13 protein-coding genes and 1 pseudogene are annotated in these 17,257 nt (G+C 38.4%); 9 read left to right on the top strand and 5 right to left on the bottom strand.

Annotated elements, in window-relative coordinates; all coding sequences use genetic code 11:
- Nucleotides 1-126 precede the first annotated feature (126 nt).
- The 3 genes and pseudogenes from EU510_RS01145 to EU510_RS01135 all read right to left on the bottom strand — a co-directional run bounded on the left by EU510_RS01145 (nt 127) and on the right by EU510_RS01135 (nt 6,861).
- Nucleotides 127-1,357: pseudogene (locus EU510_RS01145) on the bottom strand (IS3 family transposase).
- Nucleotides 1,358-1,456: 99 nt separating this feature from the next.
- Entirely contained in the window at nt 1,457-4,300 is a 2,844-nt protein-coding gene (locus EU510_RS01140; protein WP_149591898.1) for a TonB-dependent receptor domain-containing protein, read from the bottom strand.
- Nucleotides 4,301-4,518: 218 nt separating this feature from the next.
- Nucleotides 4,519-6,861: a DNA polymerase II gene (locus tag EU510_RS01135; RefSeq protein ID WP_149591897.1), complete on the bottom strand. Its 2,343-nt coding sequence runs from the start codon at nt 6,859-6,861 to the stop codon at nt 4,519-4,521.
- Nucleotides 6,862-7,055: 194 nt separating this feature from the next.
- Between EU510_RS01135 and dinG the strand changes: the two genes are divergently transcribed.
- The 7 genes from dinG (at nt 7,056) to EU510_RS01100 (ending at nt 13,048) form a co-directional block, all read left to right on the top strand.
- A complete protein-coding gene (dinG, locus tag EU510_RS01130) occupies nt 7,056-9,131 on the top strand; it encodes an ATP-dependent DNA helicase DinG (RefSeq protein WP_149591896.1) in 2,076 nt (691 codons plus the stop codon).
- Nucleotides 9,131-9,907, top strand: coding sequence for a sulfite exporter TauE/SafE family protein (locus tag EU510_RS01125; RefSeq protein WP_002958254.1), 777 nt, complete (start codon nt 9,131-9,133; stop codon nt 9,905-9,907). Before dinG ends, EU510_RS01125 begins: the two co-directional genes overlap by 1 nt.
- Nucleotide 9,908: 1 nt before the next feature.
- Entirely contained in the window at nt 9,909-10,517 is a 609-nt protein-coding gene (locus tag EU510_RS01120) for a primosomal replication protein (RefSeq protein ID WP_149591895.1), read from the top strand.
- Between the two features lie 13 nt (nt 10,518-10,530).
- The gene (locus EU510_RS01115; RefSeq protein WP_149591894.1) at nt 10,531-11,424 is read left to right on the top strand and encodes a histone deacetylase; all 894 of its coding nucleotides are present in this window, start codon (nt 10,531-10,533) and stop codon (nt 11,422-11,424) included.
- Between the two features lie 51 nt (nt 11,425-11,475).
- Nucleotides 11,476-11,757: a late competence development ComFB family protein gene (locus EU510_RS01110; protein ID WP_002958257.1), complete on the top strand. Its 282-nt coding sequence runs from the start codon at nt 11,476-11,478 to the stop codon at nt 11,755-11,757.
- Nucleotides 11,741-11,893 carry a YbaM family protein gene (locus EU510_RS01105; protein ID WP_149591893.1) on the top strand — a complete coding sequence of 51 codons (153 nt, stop codon included), beginning with the start codon at nt 11,741-11,743 and terminating at the stop codon, nt 11,891-11,893. Before EU510_RS01110 ends, EU510_RS01105 begins: the two co-directional genes overlap by 17 nt.
- A 270-nt stretch (nt 11,894-12,163) precedes the next feature.
- Nucleotides 12,164-13,048, top strand: coding sequence for a DMT family transporter (locus EU510_RS01100; RefSeq protein WP_149591892.1), 885 nt, complete (start codon nt 12,164-12,166; stop codon nt 13,046-13,048).
- Between the two features lie 29 nt (nt 13,049-13,077).
- On the opposite strand, the gene EU510_RS01095 is transcribed toward EU510_RS01100, so the two are convergent.
- On the bottom strand, nt 13,078-14,076 hold the full coding sequence (locus EU510_RS01095; RefSeq protein ID WP_149591891.1) for a cupin domain-containing protein: 999 nt from the start codon (nt 14,074-14,076) through the stop codon (nt 13,078-13,080).
- A gap of 18 nt (nt 14,077-14,094) precedes the next feature.
- Nucleotides 14,095-14,835 carry an SDR family NAD(P)-dependent oxidoreductase gene (locus EU510_RS01090; protein WP_149591890.1) on the bottom strand — a complete coding sequence of 247 codons (741 nt, stop codon included), beginning with the start codon at nt 14,833-14,835 and terminating at the stop codon, nt 14,095-14,097.
- A 129-nt stretch (nt 14,836-14,964) separates the two neighbouring features.
- Between EU510_RS01090 and hisD the strand changes: the two genes are divergently transcribed.
- Entirely contained in the window at nt 14,965-16,239 is a 1,275-nt protein-coding gene (gene hisD, locus EU510_RS01085; RefSeq protein ID WP_149591889.1) for a histidinol dehydrogenase, read from the top strand.
- Nucleotides 16,240-16,243: 4 nt separating this feature from the next.
- Entirely contained in the window at nt 16,244-17,251 is a 1,008-nt protein-coding gene (locus EU510_RS01080) for a LacI family DNA-binding transcriptional regulator (protein WP_149591888.1), read from the top strand.
- Nucleotides 17,252-17,257: the final 6 nt, after the last annotated feature.

The raw sequence follows: 17,257 nt of genomic DNA, 5'->3' as shown, positions 1-17,257 counted from the left end.
TTAAAAAGTAAACATCACACTTAAAATTCACGATAGCTAGAAGTATAAAAATTCATATTAGTGTCAGATTTAAAAACACCTATTAAAGCAATGTGTTATGTCCCGCCCTAAAATACGTTGACGGTTTTAATTGAAGGCCAGTAGCCTTTGCTCCTGGTCTTTTTTATGCACTTGGTTTGGTGTTTTCATGCCTAAACTCAAATGCGGCCTCATTTCATTGTATATTAATATTGATTCTTCGACGAGTTCACGTAGCTCTTCTAGATTTTGACATTTATAGAGTAAGAATTCCTGCTTCAATATGCCGTTAATACGCTCCGCCAGTGCATTTTGATAGCAGTCATAGCCATCGGTCATTGATGGAACAATGCCACTTTCATTAAGCTTTACTTGATATACCTGCGAGCAATACTGTAATCCTCTATCTGAATGATGAATCGTACTACATTGATACTGACGGTTATTGATGGTCATATCTAATGCCTTAACAACATCTGTCGCCTTCATTTCATCACTGAGTTCATATCCCATAATTTTGCGACTATATGCATCAGTTACTAGCGATAGATAGTGAACACCTTGCGCGGATTGAACGTAGGTTATATCACTTACAAAAACCTCTTCTGGTCGCGATGGTTGCACATCTTTTAGCAAGTTAGGGTGCTTTTTCATCCAATGTTTACTAAAGTGTAACTACGCTTAGGTTTAACCAATAAACGTTCATTTTTTCAAGTAACTAAAAAAGCGTCTCGACCTAAACTTATGCCTCGCTTTATGAATTTGGGTTTAAGTAAAAAGTATAATTTTCTTCCACCTAAACGCGGCATAAAACGTCGTATTTCCAATACCATCGCTTTAACTGGTGTGAGTTCAACCGCACGCAATTTAGCCCTGCTCTCTCGTTGACATATTGGTTGTCTCGTTATACCAAGCAGCATGCAAGCACGTTCTAAGCTAACTATTTTTTGCTTTTGAAGGCTTCTTACTCCTTGGTAATATACTTTTTTCGAAGGCTTGTCCCATGCTCAGCGTCAAGAATATTAACCACTTCATTGAGTAACAGGTTACGTAAATGCTCATCTTCAAGCTCTCGTTCGAGGCGTTTGATTTTTTGAGCGGGACTTTCTTTGGCTTTAGGTGATGTAGGCATAGTTATCTTAGGTGATTGAGTCCAATCCATCCTACCGTGTTTTCTTAACCAAGTAAGTACGGTTGAACGACCTTGTATGCCATAAATTTTTTGGGCTTGTTTATAAGTCATATCGCCTTTTTCTACAGCGTCGACAACGTGTAATTTAAAGCCTAATGAATAATCTCGTTGTGTTCTTTTGAACGGTGTATTACTTGAGTTGGTCATAATAAATCCTAAATGTGTAAACACATTTAGGACGGGACACTTAAAACAAAAAAGGCCCGTAGTCACGTGACTATGGGCCTTTTAATTAAATTTCTAATATTAGAATTTCAAGTTAAAGCTTACATGAACAAAACGACCTAAACTGTCATAAAAACCTGCAATCGTATTTGCATTTGAAGATACTGTACCACCAACTAATGGTGGCTCTTTATCAAAGATATTATTCATACCACCAGTAAAGCTTAAATGCTCGTTATATGAATAGCTACCAGAAACATCAATAAAGTTATATGCTTCTATACCGCCATCTTCAATTAGTAATGAATCTGTAGCACCTTCATAATCTACAGTTCCGTAATAGCGCCATTTAACACCAACACGCCAATCATCACGTAAGTAATTTACATTAGCTGTGTGACGCCATTTTGGAGAAGCAAAACAGTCTGTACTAACTACACCAGCACAGTCATACGCTAAATCAGCATCACCTAAAATTGGCTCAACTTCTTTTTGAATACTGTAGAAGCCATTAATATCGAAGTTTAATGCACCTTGCTCTAGGTCCATCTTGTAACCCGCTGTAAAGTCAACGCCTTCCCATGTTTGTGCGCCAATGTTGTCACTTAAGTTTGTAACAAAGCCAGTTTGCCCTAACCATAAGCTGCCAGATGGACTACGAGACACACTGTCACAGAAGAATGCGTCGCCTGTTTTAGCACAGTTATCAACAATACGTTCTGCGCCTACAGTGCCAACTACTTTTTCAATTTCAATTTTGAAGTAATCAATTGAGAAATTAAAGTTATCGAAAGGGTTGGCAACTAAACCAATTGTAATTGTATCGCCTTCTTCTGGCTCAAGTTCCGGGTTACCGCCTGCAAATTGATTATATTGGCTAGCTGGTGATGAACTTATATTTCCATATTGTGAAGCACTTACACCAGTATTAGCACACTGGCTTTGTGATAATACTGGCGTATCACCAGCACAAGAATCAACACCACTCCACAAACTAATGCTTTGCGCAGAGAACAATTCACCAATATTTGGTGCGCGCACAACTTTTGCGTAACTTGCTCTTAGTTTATATGCATCTGCAATCGTGTAATCTGTACCAATTGAGTATGTTGTATCTGAACCAGTTGTTGAGTAATCTGACCAGCGTGCAGCGGCTGATACATTTAACTCGTCAAGTACAGGAATTTGTAATTCACCATAAACTTCATTTACATCAATAGCACCGTACAAACTTGGAGATGGACCACCTTGACCTAATAGTTGACCTTCTTCGTATACAGTATCTGAAATACGTTCATAATCTTGCTCACGACGTTCAAAACCGAATACTGCAGCGATAGGAGCTGATGCAGAAGGTAGACTCCAATCAAATTCACCGGTAACGTAACCACTGTAAATAATCTGTGTTACTAAACCGGTTTGTGTTCCAACACCAGCTAACTGTGCAGCTTGCTCAGCTGTTACACCGTCTAATTCAAACACGTTATATAATAAACAATCATCTGCTTCGTCACATTCAGTGCCAACAGCACCCACGCGCGGAGCAATTTTTGGAGCTAATAAGTCATTTTTATAAACTGAACTTGACGTTGTTGCAGAGTAGTTATAACTAACATCATAAGACCAGCTATCGTTAATTTCACCTTCCATACCCGTTAAAATGCGGTATGACGTGTGCTCTAGGTTATCCGCTCGTGGACCGCCTTCAACATTACGTTTACCAATATAGGCAACAAATTGATCATCGCCGTTTTGGTTAAATAAAGTCTGAAGCTGTTGTTTTTGAATATCAGATAGTAAAGGATTGTTGTAATCAAACAAAATTTCTTCATTGAAGAAAGTACCAGACTCAGCTATTTGACCTGCTGTTCTGTTGTGCATGAATGAAAACTCTAAGTATGGCCTAAAGTGCTCATTGATTTCATAATCAATAAACGTACCAAACGTAAAGCGCTCATTCGGACGTAAAAAATGGTTAACTGGAGCAAAGTTGTAACGGGTACCATCATCCTCAAGAAAACCTTGACCATTTGGATTTAAGTTACCAAAAAAGTTCTGTTCGTAATCAACTACACCATCTACAACTGGGTAAATATCAAAATTTGGATTTGGTGCTGTAGCAGAGCCACCACATGATTTGCCATCATCAGACAAAGCACATGATGAATAGTCACGAGTACCTTGTACTAACTCATTTTGACGGTTGTAAGTAACATAACCTACCGCATGACCTTTACCGCCGTCAAATCCACCACCGATAGTAAAATCGATACTGTAAGCTTTACCATCAATACCAGTGTTACCAGTATCGTAGTCGAAGCCTCTATCATCCATTAACCCTTGCATGTATTTATTATCATTGTTGTGTTGATAGCCTGAGCTGCCCACATTTAATGAAATACCATCAAACTCATCATCCATAACAAAGTTAACAACACCAGCAACGGCATCTGCACCGTATACTGCAGCTGCGCCACCTGTTAGTACATCAACGCGTTTAATTAAAGAGGCTGGAATTTGGTTGATATCTGCAACTTGCGAAGTAATACTACCCGCTTGCATTCTACGACCATTAATTAGCACAAGTGTTCTGTTTGAGCCTAAACCACGTAAATCTACAGTTGCAGTACCTGTTGCGCCATTTGCTAAAAATGAATTTTCCGCCGCTTCAATTTGCGGAAGTTGGTTTAGTACATCTTCAACACGAGTAAAACCACTTAATTTAATTTCTTCTGCAGTCATTACTGTTACTGGGCTAGATGTTTCTAAGTCAGTTCTTTTAATACGAGAACCTGTAACTTGAATTCGTTCAACTTTCTCAATACCGTCTTCTGCAGCAATTGAGCTTGAAGAAAATACAGCTGTTGAGGCTGCGCTAAAAGCAAGTGCGATACGCACCGCTTTAGCTACTTGATTATTTAACATTTGATTCTCCCTGGTGTCACTACTTAATAGTAGCAATCATTATTTATTTTATCGTTACAGCTTTTTAACAGTAACTAAAACAAATAATAAACAAAAAATACCAAAAAGCCAACAAAAGTTAACGTAATTTTGCAGAAAAGAATAAGTAACGCAATAAAAAGGAAGAGTAGGAAGATTTAGAAGATAAAAACACCGCAACGCCTCTGTTTTGGGTACTATTAAAAAAGCTCATCCTGAGAATTTAACCCAAAATAAACATTGCAGTTCGAAATAAGATCGATCATTTCAATTAACGGTATAATTTGCTTTTCTAAATAAATTGCATAGTCATAGCTATGAAGGCCTTGATACAGCTCAACTCCGCCAGTTGTGTAAACGAATGTAACAAATTCACCTCTATTAACTGTAAATTCGCTATTTTTTTTCTGATGTTTCTTAACTGCCTGAATATGAGGAGGGATATTCTTTTTATAATCGATTAAGTTTTGACCTAATCTCTTTTTAAAAATGAGTAAATGATCAAAATCACCTTGGTATAACTTTGTTGTATAGTCTTTAACAAGGTCATTTATATTTAAATTTCCATCGAAAAGACAAGTAAATAGATCGAACTGGAATTTTTGGGCAAGTTTAGTCCAATCACTTCTTACTGTTTCTAATCCTTTAAATACTAGTTTTGATTCGTTTGGTTTAATTAATTTACCTACGTAGCGCTTTTTAGAGCCAACTAGCTTTCCCCTTATGGTTGGCAAAAAGAAAGGGCTATAAAGAGATTCAAATTCTATTTCTAAATGACTTGTTAAGTTGTGCGTTTGTTTAATCTCGTTAATCCAATCTGCAGTTATCTTTTTAGCTAAAAACGCACCAATTTCATTACACTCATCTGGTGTTAAATCATTATCCAACTTAATAAACGTAGAATCGGTATCACCATAAATAACGCTATAGCCAAGCTCTTCTATCCATTTTTTAGTTTGTAGCATTATTTCGTGCCCTCTTAACGTAATAGAGCTCGATAACCTAGGATCGTAAAACCTGCACCCTTTTGAGCCTAAAACACCATACAAACTATTCATTATTATTTTAATTGCTTGAGAAAGCATTTGATCTTGATTGTCTTTGGCGAGCTGCCTTTGGGATGCTAAGCTTTTAACAAGCAAAGGTAAGTGATGCTTGTCTCGTGAGAATAGGGCTTCATTAAAACCCTGCACACTTTGGTTTGGATTTTTTAAACCTTCTATCAGTCCGAGTGGATCAATGTAGAAAGTTTGCATAATACTGGGGTACAAGCTTTTAAAATCTAAAACAATGACATTTTTATAAAGCCCAGGAATAGACTCCATTACATAACCGCCTGGGCTTTCAAATGTAAGTCCATGATCGCCCATATTAGGGGCAACATAACCGCTGCGATGCAGTAATGGTAAATACATATTAATAAAAGCTGCGACAGAGCCGCCCTTTTTTTCAAGCTCTAATCCTGTGAGCTTTGTTCTTATAATAGAAAAGTCGAGTAGCTTTAATTTATCAAAAATTTTATTTACCAAAATACAATCTTGTCGATTATATTTTGCTAAAGAAAGCTTATCTTCATTAAATTGCCTAATAATTTCCTGCAGACTATTAGCCGTGTCGATTAATTTGGACTCACCCAACACTTGATTTGAAACATTAGCTAAAGAAAAACTCTCAAAGCTATATGTACCATTTTTTAAAGTGTCTATTCCATCAACCACACATCGCCCGGGGATTGATACTCGAGTAAAGTGCCCTTTGCGAACATATAAAGGCTGATTTCCTCTACCCAGTAATAACTTAATGCCTAGTGCTTCAGCTCTTTCATGAATAACAGCAAAGTCGAACTCAATTACGTTCCAGCCAATTATTACATCAGGATCGCTAAGCTTAATAAAATGCTCTACCCCCTTTAACAGCTCAGCCTCATCTACACACCAAATAATATCAAACTCGAGGTTTTCAGCCTCTCTATCTGGCTCGCCAATCATTAAAACACAGTCTAAATTACAACCCACAAGTCCAACAGAAAACAAGACTCCACTTTCGTTACATTCAATGTCTAAAGAGAGCTTATTAAGGGTTGGGGAATATTCTTCATTCGCTTTTAATTTAGCGTCGGTTATTAATGTATAGCCATCTTGTTTAAATACATTACCCGTTATCCACGCTCCACCTTTTATAAAGCGCTCCATTAAATAGCGCTCTATTGGTCGAATATCTTCTTCAAATAATACAACGCCACGTTGCTTTAAAGCTTTAGCAGCAGAATAAAAGTGTTTGAGTGATTTGAAGTAACAGGCCGACATACCTTCTTGCTGAAAGTTTTTTAGCTCAAGACTTTTAATATTAAAGTTAAGTGATTCAGCTACTAATATTTCATTCGCTATTTCAGCATCTTTGCTTTTGATAAAAAACAGTGCATTTTCGTTAGCCGACACCGTTTTTATAGGTCCTTTATCACTACAAAACCACGCTTCGTAACATATGCCGTTTGCAGTATCATAAGCATGTGAGGAAACAATAAAACCGGCTGTTAGGTACACTATTACTAAACCTTATACATATATATGTAAGTTCTTACTTAATTTAAAATGCTTTAAAGCTATACATTCAAGCAAAATAAATACTCAGAGACTTTATTTTGCTAAATTAATCTCATCACTTCTTGTAGTTACACTCTTATAACTCTAAAATCCATAGCACTGTAATTATATACATACTTTAGGTAAATCATCCCATGCTTTCTGACTCACTAAAAAAAACAATTAGGCAAGTACACCAGCATGTGGCTAGTAACCTAAAAGATTATCGCCCTCGTAGCAGTCAAAACTACCTTGTAGCCGAAATAGCAAAAACGCTTGCTGGCGAATACCATAAAAAGCAGCGTATTTGCGTAATTGAAGCAGGCACCGGTACAGGTAAGTCTCTTGCTTATTGTTTAGGCGCACTGCCTCTTGCCTTAGCACAAAAAAAGAAGCTAGTTATTTCTACCGCAACCGTTGCACTGCAAGAACAATTAATAGCAAAAGAACTGCCATTTTTTAAAAAGCATTCAGGCCTCGACTTTAAATTTGATTTAGTAAAAGGTCGCCATCGTTATATTTGTGCCCACAAATTACATAATGCTGTAAACGGCGATAGCCAAACACAAATGGACTTTATGCCAACGCTTACTTCACCATTGAGCGCAATGGAAATCAAATGTTTAAATGAGTTATATAACGCTTACGTAAATAAAAAATGGCAAGGCGATAGAGACAGCTGGGCTGATACAATCCCCGACAGAGTATGGAATTTAATAGCCTGTGACAAACATTCATGCCAGCGCCAAATGAAAGCACACCAAACGTGTCCATTTCAGCTTGCTCGTAACCAGCTTATGCAAATGGATGTACTGGTAATTAATCACTCTTTATTACTTGCTGATTTAGATTTAGGTGGCGGTAAAATTTTGCCCGAGCCCGACAACACCATTTATGTAATTGATGAAGCGCATCATTTAGCGCACATCACACGCGACTTTTCATCAGCTGCTGCCACAATTAAAGGCACGATAGAATGGCTTGATAAGCTCACCAAGTTGAGCGGGAAAATGGCGAAGGTTTTAGTGGGGCAAAGAGCTATTGGGCAAAACTTTAAACTTTGCGACAGCATTAATGACGCGAATAAAGATTTAAAAGTAGTTCGCGATATTCTTGATAATGCCGACTTTGAATACTCAAAAGACGATACTTATCGCTTTGAACACGGTGAAATTCCACAATCGCTGCACAGTAAAGCTAAAGACATAAGCGAAGCCACGCAAGATGCGCTGCGCTGTTTAAACAAAATGCACGACACCCTTACCCAAGATGTAAGTGATGGCGACATAAAACCTTACGTTGCCGACCCAATACTAGGCGAAAGCGGGCAATATATAAACCGGTTAGAGCAACTAAACAAACTATGGTTTAGTTACGCAAAAAAAGGCGAAGGTGCTCCTCATGCACGGTGGATAAAACGCCTTGAATACAAAAGCCATCACGACCACTTATTAAGCGATTGCCCTATTGAAGTCGGTTATTACCTAAAAGATAAATTATGGCGCGAATGCGCGGGCGCTGTTTTGTGCTCTGCTACATTAAGTGCACTGGGCTCGTTTGATCACTTTGCTTACGAAACAGGGCTTGCTAAAGAAGAAGGCGTTAAATTTATTAAAGTACCTTCTCCTTTTGATTACCCCAAACAAGCGACTTTACGTATTCCGGTATCTAAGGTAGAACCAACCGACAAAGACTTTAGTGATCACTTAGCTAAAACTTTACCAGAGTACTTAAATGATAAAAAAGCGAATCTTGTACTATTCGCTTCTTACTGGCAAATGGACCATGTAACAAAGTTTCTTAGAACAAAAGGTTTTAACTTATTAGTACAAGGTGAGATGTCGCGAGAAGCGTTGCTTAAATTACACACTAAGAATGTAGACGAAGGCAAAGGCAGTATTTTATTTGGAACACAAAGCCTTTCGGAAGGTCTTGATTTACCTGGTAAATATTTAGAGAACTTAATAATTACTAAAATTCCGTTTGCTGTACCTACTTCGCCAATAGAAGAAGCGCAAGCAGAATTTGTACAAAGCAAAGGCGGTAACCCGTTTTTAACGATTACCGTGCCAGACGCCGCAAAGAAATTGGTACAAAGCTGTGGTAGACTGCTGCGAAAAGAGAGTGATGAAGGCTGTATTACTATTCTCGATAGGCGCTTAGTTACTAAGCGATACGGTAAAGCCATGCTCGACACCCTACCACCTTTTAAAAGACAAATAGATTATTAATGTTTGAACTCGCACTCGATCCAACAACCTGGGCTGTTTTATGTGCTGTTGCACTTGCCGCAGGTTTTATAGACGCTATCGCCGGTGGCGGTGGCATGTTAACTGTACCCGCTTTATTAACTGCTGGCTTACCTCCACATTTAACATTAGGCACTAACAAACTAGCAGCTAGCTTTGGCTCGTTAACGGCAAGCTATACATACTATAAAAAGAACTTATTTAGTCCTAAGTTTTGGGCAGCCTCTATTATTGCTACCGCAATCGGTGCATTGATAGGTACTGTTATTGTTGATCATTTAAGCATCGATTTTTTAAACAAACTACTCCCGATTATTATTATTTTAGTTGCTGGCTATAGCTTATTTGGTAATTTAAGTACTACCGAAGGCGATGAACTACCTAAACTAAACAAAGCGATGAAAATAAAACAATGGCTACAAGGTTTAGCATTAGGTTTTTTTGATGGTTTAGCAGGCCCAGGTACGGGTACTTTCTGGACTGCTTCTAATGGCATGCTTTACAAAATGAATCTGCTACTCAACTGTGGCCTAGCGCGTTCAATGAACTTTGTGTCTAATTTTATATCGCTTATCACCTTTGTTGCACTCGGCCATGTAAACTTTTTACTTGGCATAACAATGGGCTTTTTTATTATGCTAGGCGCATGGTTTGGGGCGCATTCAGCAATACGTTTTGGTAGCAAATTTATTCGCCCAGTATTTAATACTATGGTTATACTTTTAGCATTAAAACTAATTTACGAGGCTTACTTTTAATATGCACTCAATGGCTTTAGATAAACTACGTCAACAAGTTGCAACGCTAAAACAACAAGCTGAGCAATTTGATAAAGCTAAACTTTTTTCTAAAAATCGTTATATGCAAGCACAACCTAGCTTGTTTGACCGCGCAGTTTTTAGTACCAAAAGCATGAACCTAGTCGATTACGTAATAGAAATAGAAGACGAAGTTTCGAGGTTACCGCCAAGCGAGCATCGCCATGCTTATACCTACGCGCTTGAGCGTATTGCAGCTCAAATACAAGCTGTATTCAATGTTATTAAATCAACACCTATTTGGGTTAAAGAAAACAAAAGCCATTATAAACCACGCCCTAAGCAAACAGTTTATAAGCAAGCTGTGCAAAAAGTAATGCAGTCATCCCATGAGCTTTATGACGAATTAAAACAAAACCATGAGTTTGAACGCCGTTTAGTACTTATGATTGAAGAGCGAAAAATGCAAATGGATAAAGCGTCGCCTGCTAAAGCACAAAAGCTTAACCTTGAAATATTAAGCACACACGCTCGATTAGGCCGCTGCAGAAAAGCAATTTCTGCCACCGAAGATAAAATTCAACAAGTAGAAAAACAACAACTGCGTTAAGGCGCACTTTACTATGCAGCTTTATTATCACCCATTGTATTCAGACCTTATACTGCCAGAACGTCATCGCTTTCCTATTCAAAAGTATCAGTTACTTAAAACCGAAATAGAAAGCCTCGGTATTTTGGCAAGTGCCTTTAAAGAATCTAAAAAAGCAACCGCATCTCAACTTGCGCTATGTCATAACCAGCATTATATAGATGACTTTTTAAATGGGACTCTAGGTGATAAAGCAATTAAAAAGATGGGATTCCCCTATTCGCAACAACTTGTAGAGCGTACTCTTTTATCAATTGGTGGGAGTATTCAAGCAGCTGAAACGGCTTTTAGTCACGATCTAACCTTTAACTTGAGCGGTGGTTATCATCATGCCTATAGCGATTTTGGCAGCGGTTTTTGTATTTTTAACGATCTAGCTATTGCAGCAGCACATTTAATAAATACAGAGCAAGCTGATACTGTTTTAATTTTTGATTGCGACGTACACCAAGGCGATGGCACAGCACAAATCACTCAAAATCATGACCAAATTATTACCTGCTCAATTCATTGTGAACAAAATTTTCCTCGTAATAAGCAAGAGTCTACTTATGATTTTGCATTGCCCGCTAAAACAACCGACACTGAGTACCTCGCTACATTAGAGCAAGCACTCGATTTTTGCGTGCGCATTCATAACCCCGATATTATTTTGTATAATGCAGGTGCTGATATTTACACAAAAGACGAGTTAGGCTTGTTTGATGTATCGCTCAATGGTGTATATAAACGCGACTTTTTTACTCTCAACTTTTGTAAGCAACACCAAATCCCACTAATGTGCGCTTTAGGTGGCGGTTATCAGCGTAATTTGAGTTCACTAATTAATGTTCATAAACAACTATTTAAAGCTGCTATCGATTTATAGCAAGCCATAGTATAGACTCAGTTAAACGGATTATTTTAAAGCGGTGGGAATATGCGATTACACGAAGACATACACAACTATTACGAAAAGATTGTAGTCGAGGAAGTTATCAAACTTAAACTTGATGAAAAATATGATGAAGATGTAATGGCTGACTTTTGTTGTACGGTACTAAATCAGCTCCCGCCACGATATATTCGCTACGATGTAGATATGGCATTTTATTTACCGCAATCAGAACGCATACATATGGAACAACGCGTACAAACAGCAATAAATGTTGCCATTAGCCAAATATCAAAAAAGAAAGAGTTAAATGACAAGTCCACTTGATCAAGCCCCTACACATATTAAACTTGCAGTAGATTTAATTATGATACTAGAGCAACACGATGTTGCTCCAGAAGAGGTACTTAAAGCACTAGAAATAGTTAAAAGCGACTTTGAAAAGAAGCAAACTGAAAGTTAGTTTTATTAAACCAACTCAATTGGATAAGTTGTTACTGTCCCTTCGTATTTCTCACAATCAACTTACATTTTGTGCTTTCAAACCCGATGCTGTGTAATAAGGCAACTATTTAATCAAATTGCTACTGTTGCTTTAAGAACCTGCAGCTACTGAGAACTTTTTCATTCTTATCCTTAATTTATTATTTTTATATGCCGGTTCCGAATATGGCTTACACTTTTTATAAACCCTGTTATTCTAAAAGCCAATCAGAATAATTAAAATACTATCATGACCTTAGCAAGCTTACTGCGATTATTTTTTCTGGCCGGTATTTGGGGCGCTTCTTTTTTATTTATGCGAATGGCCGCCAATAGTTTAGGGCCTGCGGTATTAATTGAGTTTCGAGTAGGCTTTGCCGCACTCACCCTCTTTATTGTGGCGTTGTACTTAAAACGCCACTTAGCCTTTACTGAACACAAAAAACACTTTTTTATTATAGGCGCGTTTAATTCAGCTTTGCCGTTTTTATTTTTTGCTTACGCAGCCCAAACTATCAGCGCATCCACACTCTCAATTTTAAATTCTACAACACCAATATGGGGTGTTGTCGTTGGAATTTTATGGACAAAAACAAAGCCCACAAAAAGTATGGTGCTTGGTTTACTGCTGGGTTTGATAGGTGTTGCAATACTTGTTGGGCAAAATCATTTTGTATTAAATAGCCAATCAATTTTGGCCATAGTAGCGGCATTAAGCGCATCACTTTGCTATGCCATTGCATCGCATTACACTAAAAACGCGCCTAAACTGGCCCCATTTGATAACGCCCATGGCTCAATGTGGGCGTCGAGTTTTATGGTATTACCTCTTATCTTATTTATACCAATACGTGAAGTTCCAACCACCAACGTTATGCTAGGTGTATTAGTACTAGGCGTAGTATGTACTGCGCTTGCATATATATTATTTTTTAAACTTATTGACGATATAGGCCCAACTTCAGCACTCACTGTCACCTTTTTAATTCCATTATTTGGTATATTTTGGGGGCATTTATTTTTAGATGAGAAAATAGGGCCAAATACATTACTAGGCGCACTATTTGTAATTGTAGGCACAATGCTAGTTACTGGTTTTTTACCACGAAAAAGGCACTTAGCTAAAACAAGCTAAGTGCCTTAAATTACATATGGTATTAAAGTTTAAATAAATTGCGGATCTTTTGGCGAATCATTCCTGCGAGTGATATACACAATACAATCATTTTTCGCTTCATTACTAAACGCTCGGCTATGCTCAATAGGAACTGAAAATGTATCTCCTTGAGTAAGCGTTATTACTTCATCGCCTAAATCAATGGTTAAGCTACCTTGATGAACAAAAATAACCTCTTCTTCAAAACGAATGTGTTTTGCTATTTGTGCATTTGGTTGGAGTTTTAACGCTGATATATTAAATCCATGTGGCCAATTTAGTTGTGTTTGAATAGGCGTATCGGCATTTAAATTACCAACTAGCGGTGCTTCGTAAACACCTTCGAACTGACTTAGGTAAGAGTGCTTGTTCCAATTAAAATCACTTGCTCTGACCACTGTTTGCGCAAGCTCTTCGTCTGTTATTATTCGATGCTGCGCTATTTGTTCGTTGCTAGTAACAGCCATTGGGTTAACCCCATCAGGAGCTTTTTCATTGAGCGTTGTATCTACTAAACTGCCATTTTCAAGTAAAATAAGACCAAACTCTTTTGCCATATCAAATACTTGTGGAGCCCAAAGTACTCTACCCGGATCGTCACTGCCAAGCACTGCATATAAGTAGCCAATACCATTACCTACATTTTCAAATCCCCTAAAAATATCTAAAGGAATCGAAATAATATCACCTTCGTTTAAAATTACCTTAGCGTCTTTACCGTCTACACCGGTATAAAATGCCCATGTGCCACTGTGTACAACAAATATTTCTTCGGTTAAGTGGCTATGCTGCGAATTTAAGCACCCAGCAGGTTGGCGAGCGCCACCAATATTAAACCCATGAGGTATAGAAATATGCACATGCTGGTTAGGGTTTTCTGCAACACCTGGACCTATAATAGTAAAATTTTCTTTTTGATCACTACCAGGCGAACGCGTATCAATAAAGGCATTCTTACACGGAATTAAATCATCGTATCGTACTAAGCGTTCTGCAAATAAACTCATTATTCTCTCCTAAATTAATTACTGAGCGGTCCAGCCGCCATCAATTTTTATACTTGTTCCTGTGATCATTGCAGACAACTCACTAAGCAAAAATACACAAGCATTTGCAACATCATCCGTTTGGGCAATTTTTTTCATTGGGATCATGTCATAAACAAACTTTTTGAAGTCGGGATTTTCAAGCATTGGCTTTGTCATTGGCGTTTCAACAAACGTAGGGGCAACCGTATTTACACGTACATTTTGTGTTGCTAGTTCAACAGAAAGTGCCTTGGTGAGCCCTTCTACCGCATGCTTACTCATGCAATACAAAGTACGATTAGGTGAGCCTACAAAACCCATTTGAGATGACATGTTAACTACAGCACCGGCACCAGAGTTAATTAAGGCTGGTAATGCTGCTTGGCTTATTCGATAAACACTACGGATATTCATCGAAATTACATCATCAATATTGTCATCTGTTTGCTCAAGCATTGGCGCAACACGGTTAATACCTGCGTTGTTAAGTAAACCGTCTAACTTAGTAAGTCCACGTAAACGCTCATAAAAAGCATCACTGTTTATATCAAGCGGCCAGATTTCTATTTGCGAAGGAGCATATTGCTTGAGCTGCTCCAAATCGTGTTTTGTACGCGCCACAGCAATTATATTTGCACCCGCATCTACACACTTTTGTACGCACGATTTACCAATGCCTTTACCCGCACCCGTTATCAAAATGGTTTTACCAAGTAAAAGAATTTTATCAAATCCCATTTGTTCACCTAAATTCTATATTGCATTCGAAGTCATTATTAATTAGAGTAGCCACAGATGCAAGACATTATTTAACCAGTTCGTCTCATCAACAGTGTATAAAACAACTAGTCACTAAGGATATAAACAATGATAAAGCATTTAAAAAAAGGTCAGCCAGTTGACTCAAAACAAAAACAAAATCAATCAGTAAGAGATATTGTAGAAAATATTTTAGCGCGTGTTGAATCTGAAGGTGATGCAGCAATTCGTGAATATTCTGAAAAATTCGACAAATGGACTCCGGAGTCTTTCAGGCTATCTAGTGATGAAATTAATGCGTGTTATGCACAACTTGATGATCAATTAATCGAAGATATTAAATGGGCGCAAAGCCAAGTCCGCAATTTTGCTCAAATTCAACGTGACTCAATGAAAGACGTTGAAGTAGAAACACTACCTGGCGTTACGCTTGGCCATAAACACATAGCAATGGAGAGCGTAGGTTGTTACGTACCAGGTGGGAAATATCCACTACTAGCCTCTGCACACATGAGTGTATTAACGGCTAAAGTAGCCGGTGTTAAACGTGTTATCGCCATGGCTCCACCTTTTAATGGCAAGCCATCACCAGAAATTGTGGTTGCAATGGATATGGCAGGCGCAGATGAAATTTACTGCCTCGGTGGTGTACAAGCCGTTGCTGCAATGGCTATTGGAACGCAAACTATTGCTCCAGTAGATATGATTGTAGGCCCGGGTAACGCCTTTGTAGCCGAGGCTAAACGACAGTTATTTGGCCGAGTTGGTATCGATTTATTTGCAGGCCCTACCGAAACACTCGTTATTGCTGATGACAGTGTAGATGGCGAACTATGTGCAGCCGACCTATTAGGCCAAGCAGAGCACGGTCCTACGTCTCCCGCTATTTTACTGACTAACTCTGAGCAATTAGCTATTGATACAATGGCTGAAGTAGAGAGACAACTTACCATATTACCTACTGCTGATATTGCAAGTGTGGCATGGAAGGATCATGGTGAAGTTATTGTATGTGATACCTATGAGGAGATGATCGAAGTTGCTAACGATCTTGCATTTGAACATGTACAAATTATGACTCGCAATACCGACTACTTCAAAGAAAACATGCAAAACTTTGGAGCCTTGTTTTTAGGTCCGCAAACTAACGTTTCTTATGGCGATAAATGTATTGGTACAAACCATACACTACCCACAGGTAAAGCAGCGCGTTATACTGGTGGGCTATGGGTAGGAAAATTCATAAAAACATGTACTTTCCAACGAGTAACAGAAGAAGCCTCGGTTGTTGTTGGTGAGTATTGTTCACGTTTATGTGCTGCAGAAGGGTTCGCTGGCCACAAAGAACAAGCAGACATACGAGTAAGACGATATAGGAAATAAATCATTGTCAAAGCAAAAACGAGTCACCTCATATGATGTAGCCCGCGAAGCGGGTGTATCACAATCGGCGGTATCGCGTGTATTTAGACCCGGATTTAGCGTGTCTAAAAAAACCCGCGAAAAGGTAGTCGCAACAGCCAATGAAATGGGCTATCGCCCTAATGCCATTGCTCGTATGTTGATCACTAAACAGTCTGGTATGGTTGCGGTTATTTTATCATCGCGAGCAAACTTGAACTACCCTGAGGTACTCTCTGAGCTTAACAAAGAGCTAGCACTTAACAATAAACGAGTGCTGCTCTTTACTCTTGATGACGCAGACGAATTAGATGAATTACTCGAAAACATTTGGACCTTTCAGGTTGATGGCGTAATTGCTCTAGCGGCTCACTTTGATAGTAAAAGCCTAGATTTATTTGCTAAACACAGCACACCTATTGTGCTTTATAACCGTAATGTGCCTGAATCGAATGCAAACACAGTTTGCTGTAATCACGATAAAGGCATTAAACAGCTAATTGATTTATTACACCAATCTAACCATAAGTCGTATTTAATTATTGCCGGCCCAGATGACTCCGATGTAGCCAACGAGCGCCGTGAAATAGCTCAAAATTATTTACACACTTTAGGTATCCAAAATACGCCTGTTATTTATGGTGATTATGGCTATAAATCAGCACGAAGTGCATTAGAAGATTGGTTAAAAACAAACACCCTACCCGATGCTATTATTTGCAGTAACGATGTAATGGCCATTGGCGTAATTGATGAAATCAAACAAAACTTAAACTTAAGCGTACCCGACGATGTGTCGGTGGTAGGGTTTGATGGTATTAGTGCTGCGTCTTGGTACAACTATCAAATAACCACAATACAACAACCTATGAAACAGCTAACTAAAGCTGCTGTAGACATACTTATGGAACGTATTGAAAACCCTCAAGCCGCTGCTGAAGCACGAGTTTTTACCGGTTCATTAATTACTGGGAACTCTATTAAAACACGCTAAATTAAG

The sequence above is a fragment of the Pseudoalteromonas sp. FUC4 genome, from assembly GCF_008370255.1.
Classification (GTDB): Bacteria; Pseudomonadota; Gammaproteobacteria; order Enterobacterales; family Alteromonadaceae; genus Pseudoalteromonas.
This window is presented reverse-complemented; position numbering and strand designations above follow the sequence as displayed.

What these genes read in the sequence shown, in the direction of transcription:
- dinG (WP_149591896.1), top strand. Translation starts at nt 7,056, where the DNA reads ATGCTTTCTGACTCACTAAAAAAAACAATTAGGCAAGTACACCAGCAT.
- EU510_RS01100 (WP_149591892.1), top strand. Translation starts at nt 12,164, where the DNA reads ATGACCTTAGCAAGCTTACTGCGATTATTTTTTCTGGCCGGTATTTGG.
- EU510_RS01120 (WP_149591895.1), top strand. Translation starts at nt 9,909, where the DNA reads ATGCACTCAATGGCTTTAGATAAACTACGTCAACAAGTTGCAACGCTA.
- EU510_RS01110 (WP_002958257.1), top strand. Translation starts at nt 11,476, where the DNA reads ATGCGATTACACGAAGACATACACAACTATTACGAAAAGATTGTAGTC.
- hisD (WP_149591889.1), top strand. Translation starts at nt 14,965, where the DNA reads ATGATAAAGCATTTAAAAAAAGGTCAGCCAGTTGACTCAAAACAAAAA.
- EU510_RS01115 (WP_149591894.1), top strand. Translation starts at nt 10,531, where the DNA reads ATGCAGCTTTATTATCACCCATTGTATTCAGACCTTATACTGCCAGAA.
- EU510_RS01125 (WP_002958254.1), top strand. Translation starts at nt 9,131, where the DNA reads ATGTTTGAACTCGCACTCGATCCAACAACCTGGGCTGTTTTATGTGCT.
- EU510_RS01095 (WP_149591891.1), bottom strand. Translation starts at nt 14,076, where the DNA reads ATGAGTTTATTTGCAGAACGCTTAGTACGATACGATGATTTAATTCCG.
- EU510_RS01105 (WP_149591893.1), top strand. Translation starts at nt 11,741, where the DNA reads ATGACAAGTCCACTTGATCAAGCCCCTACACATATTAAACTTGCAGTA.
- EU510_RS01140 (WP_149591898.1), bottom strand. Translation starts at nt 4,300, where the DNA reads ATGTTAAATAATCAAGTAGCTAAAGCGGTGCGTATCGCACTTGCTTTT.
- EU510_RS01090 (WP_149591890.1), bottom strand. Translation starts at nt 14,835, where the DNA reads ATGGGATTTGATAAAATTCTTTTACTTGGTAAAACCATTTTGATAACG.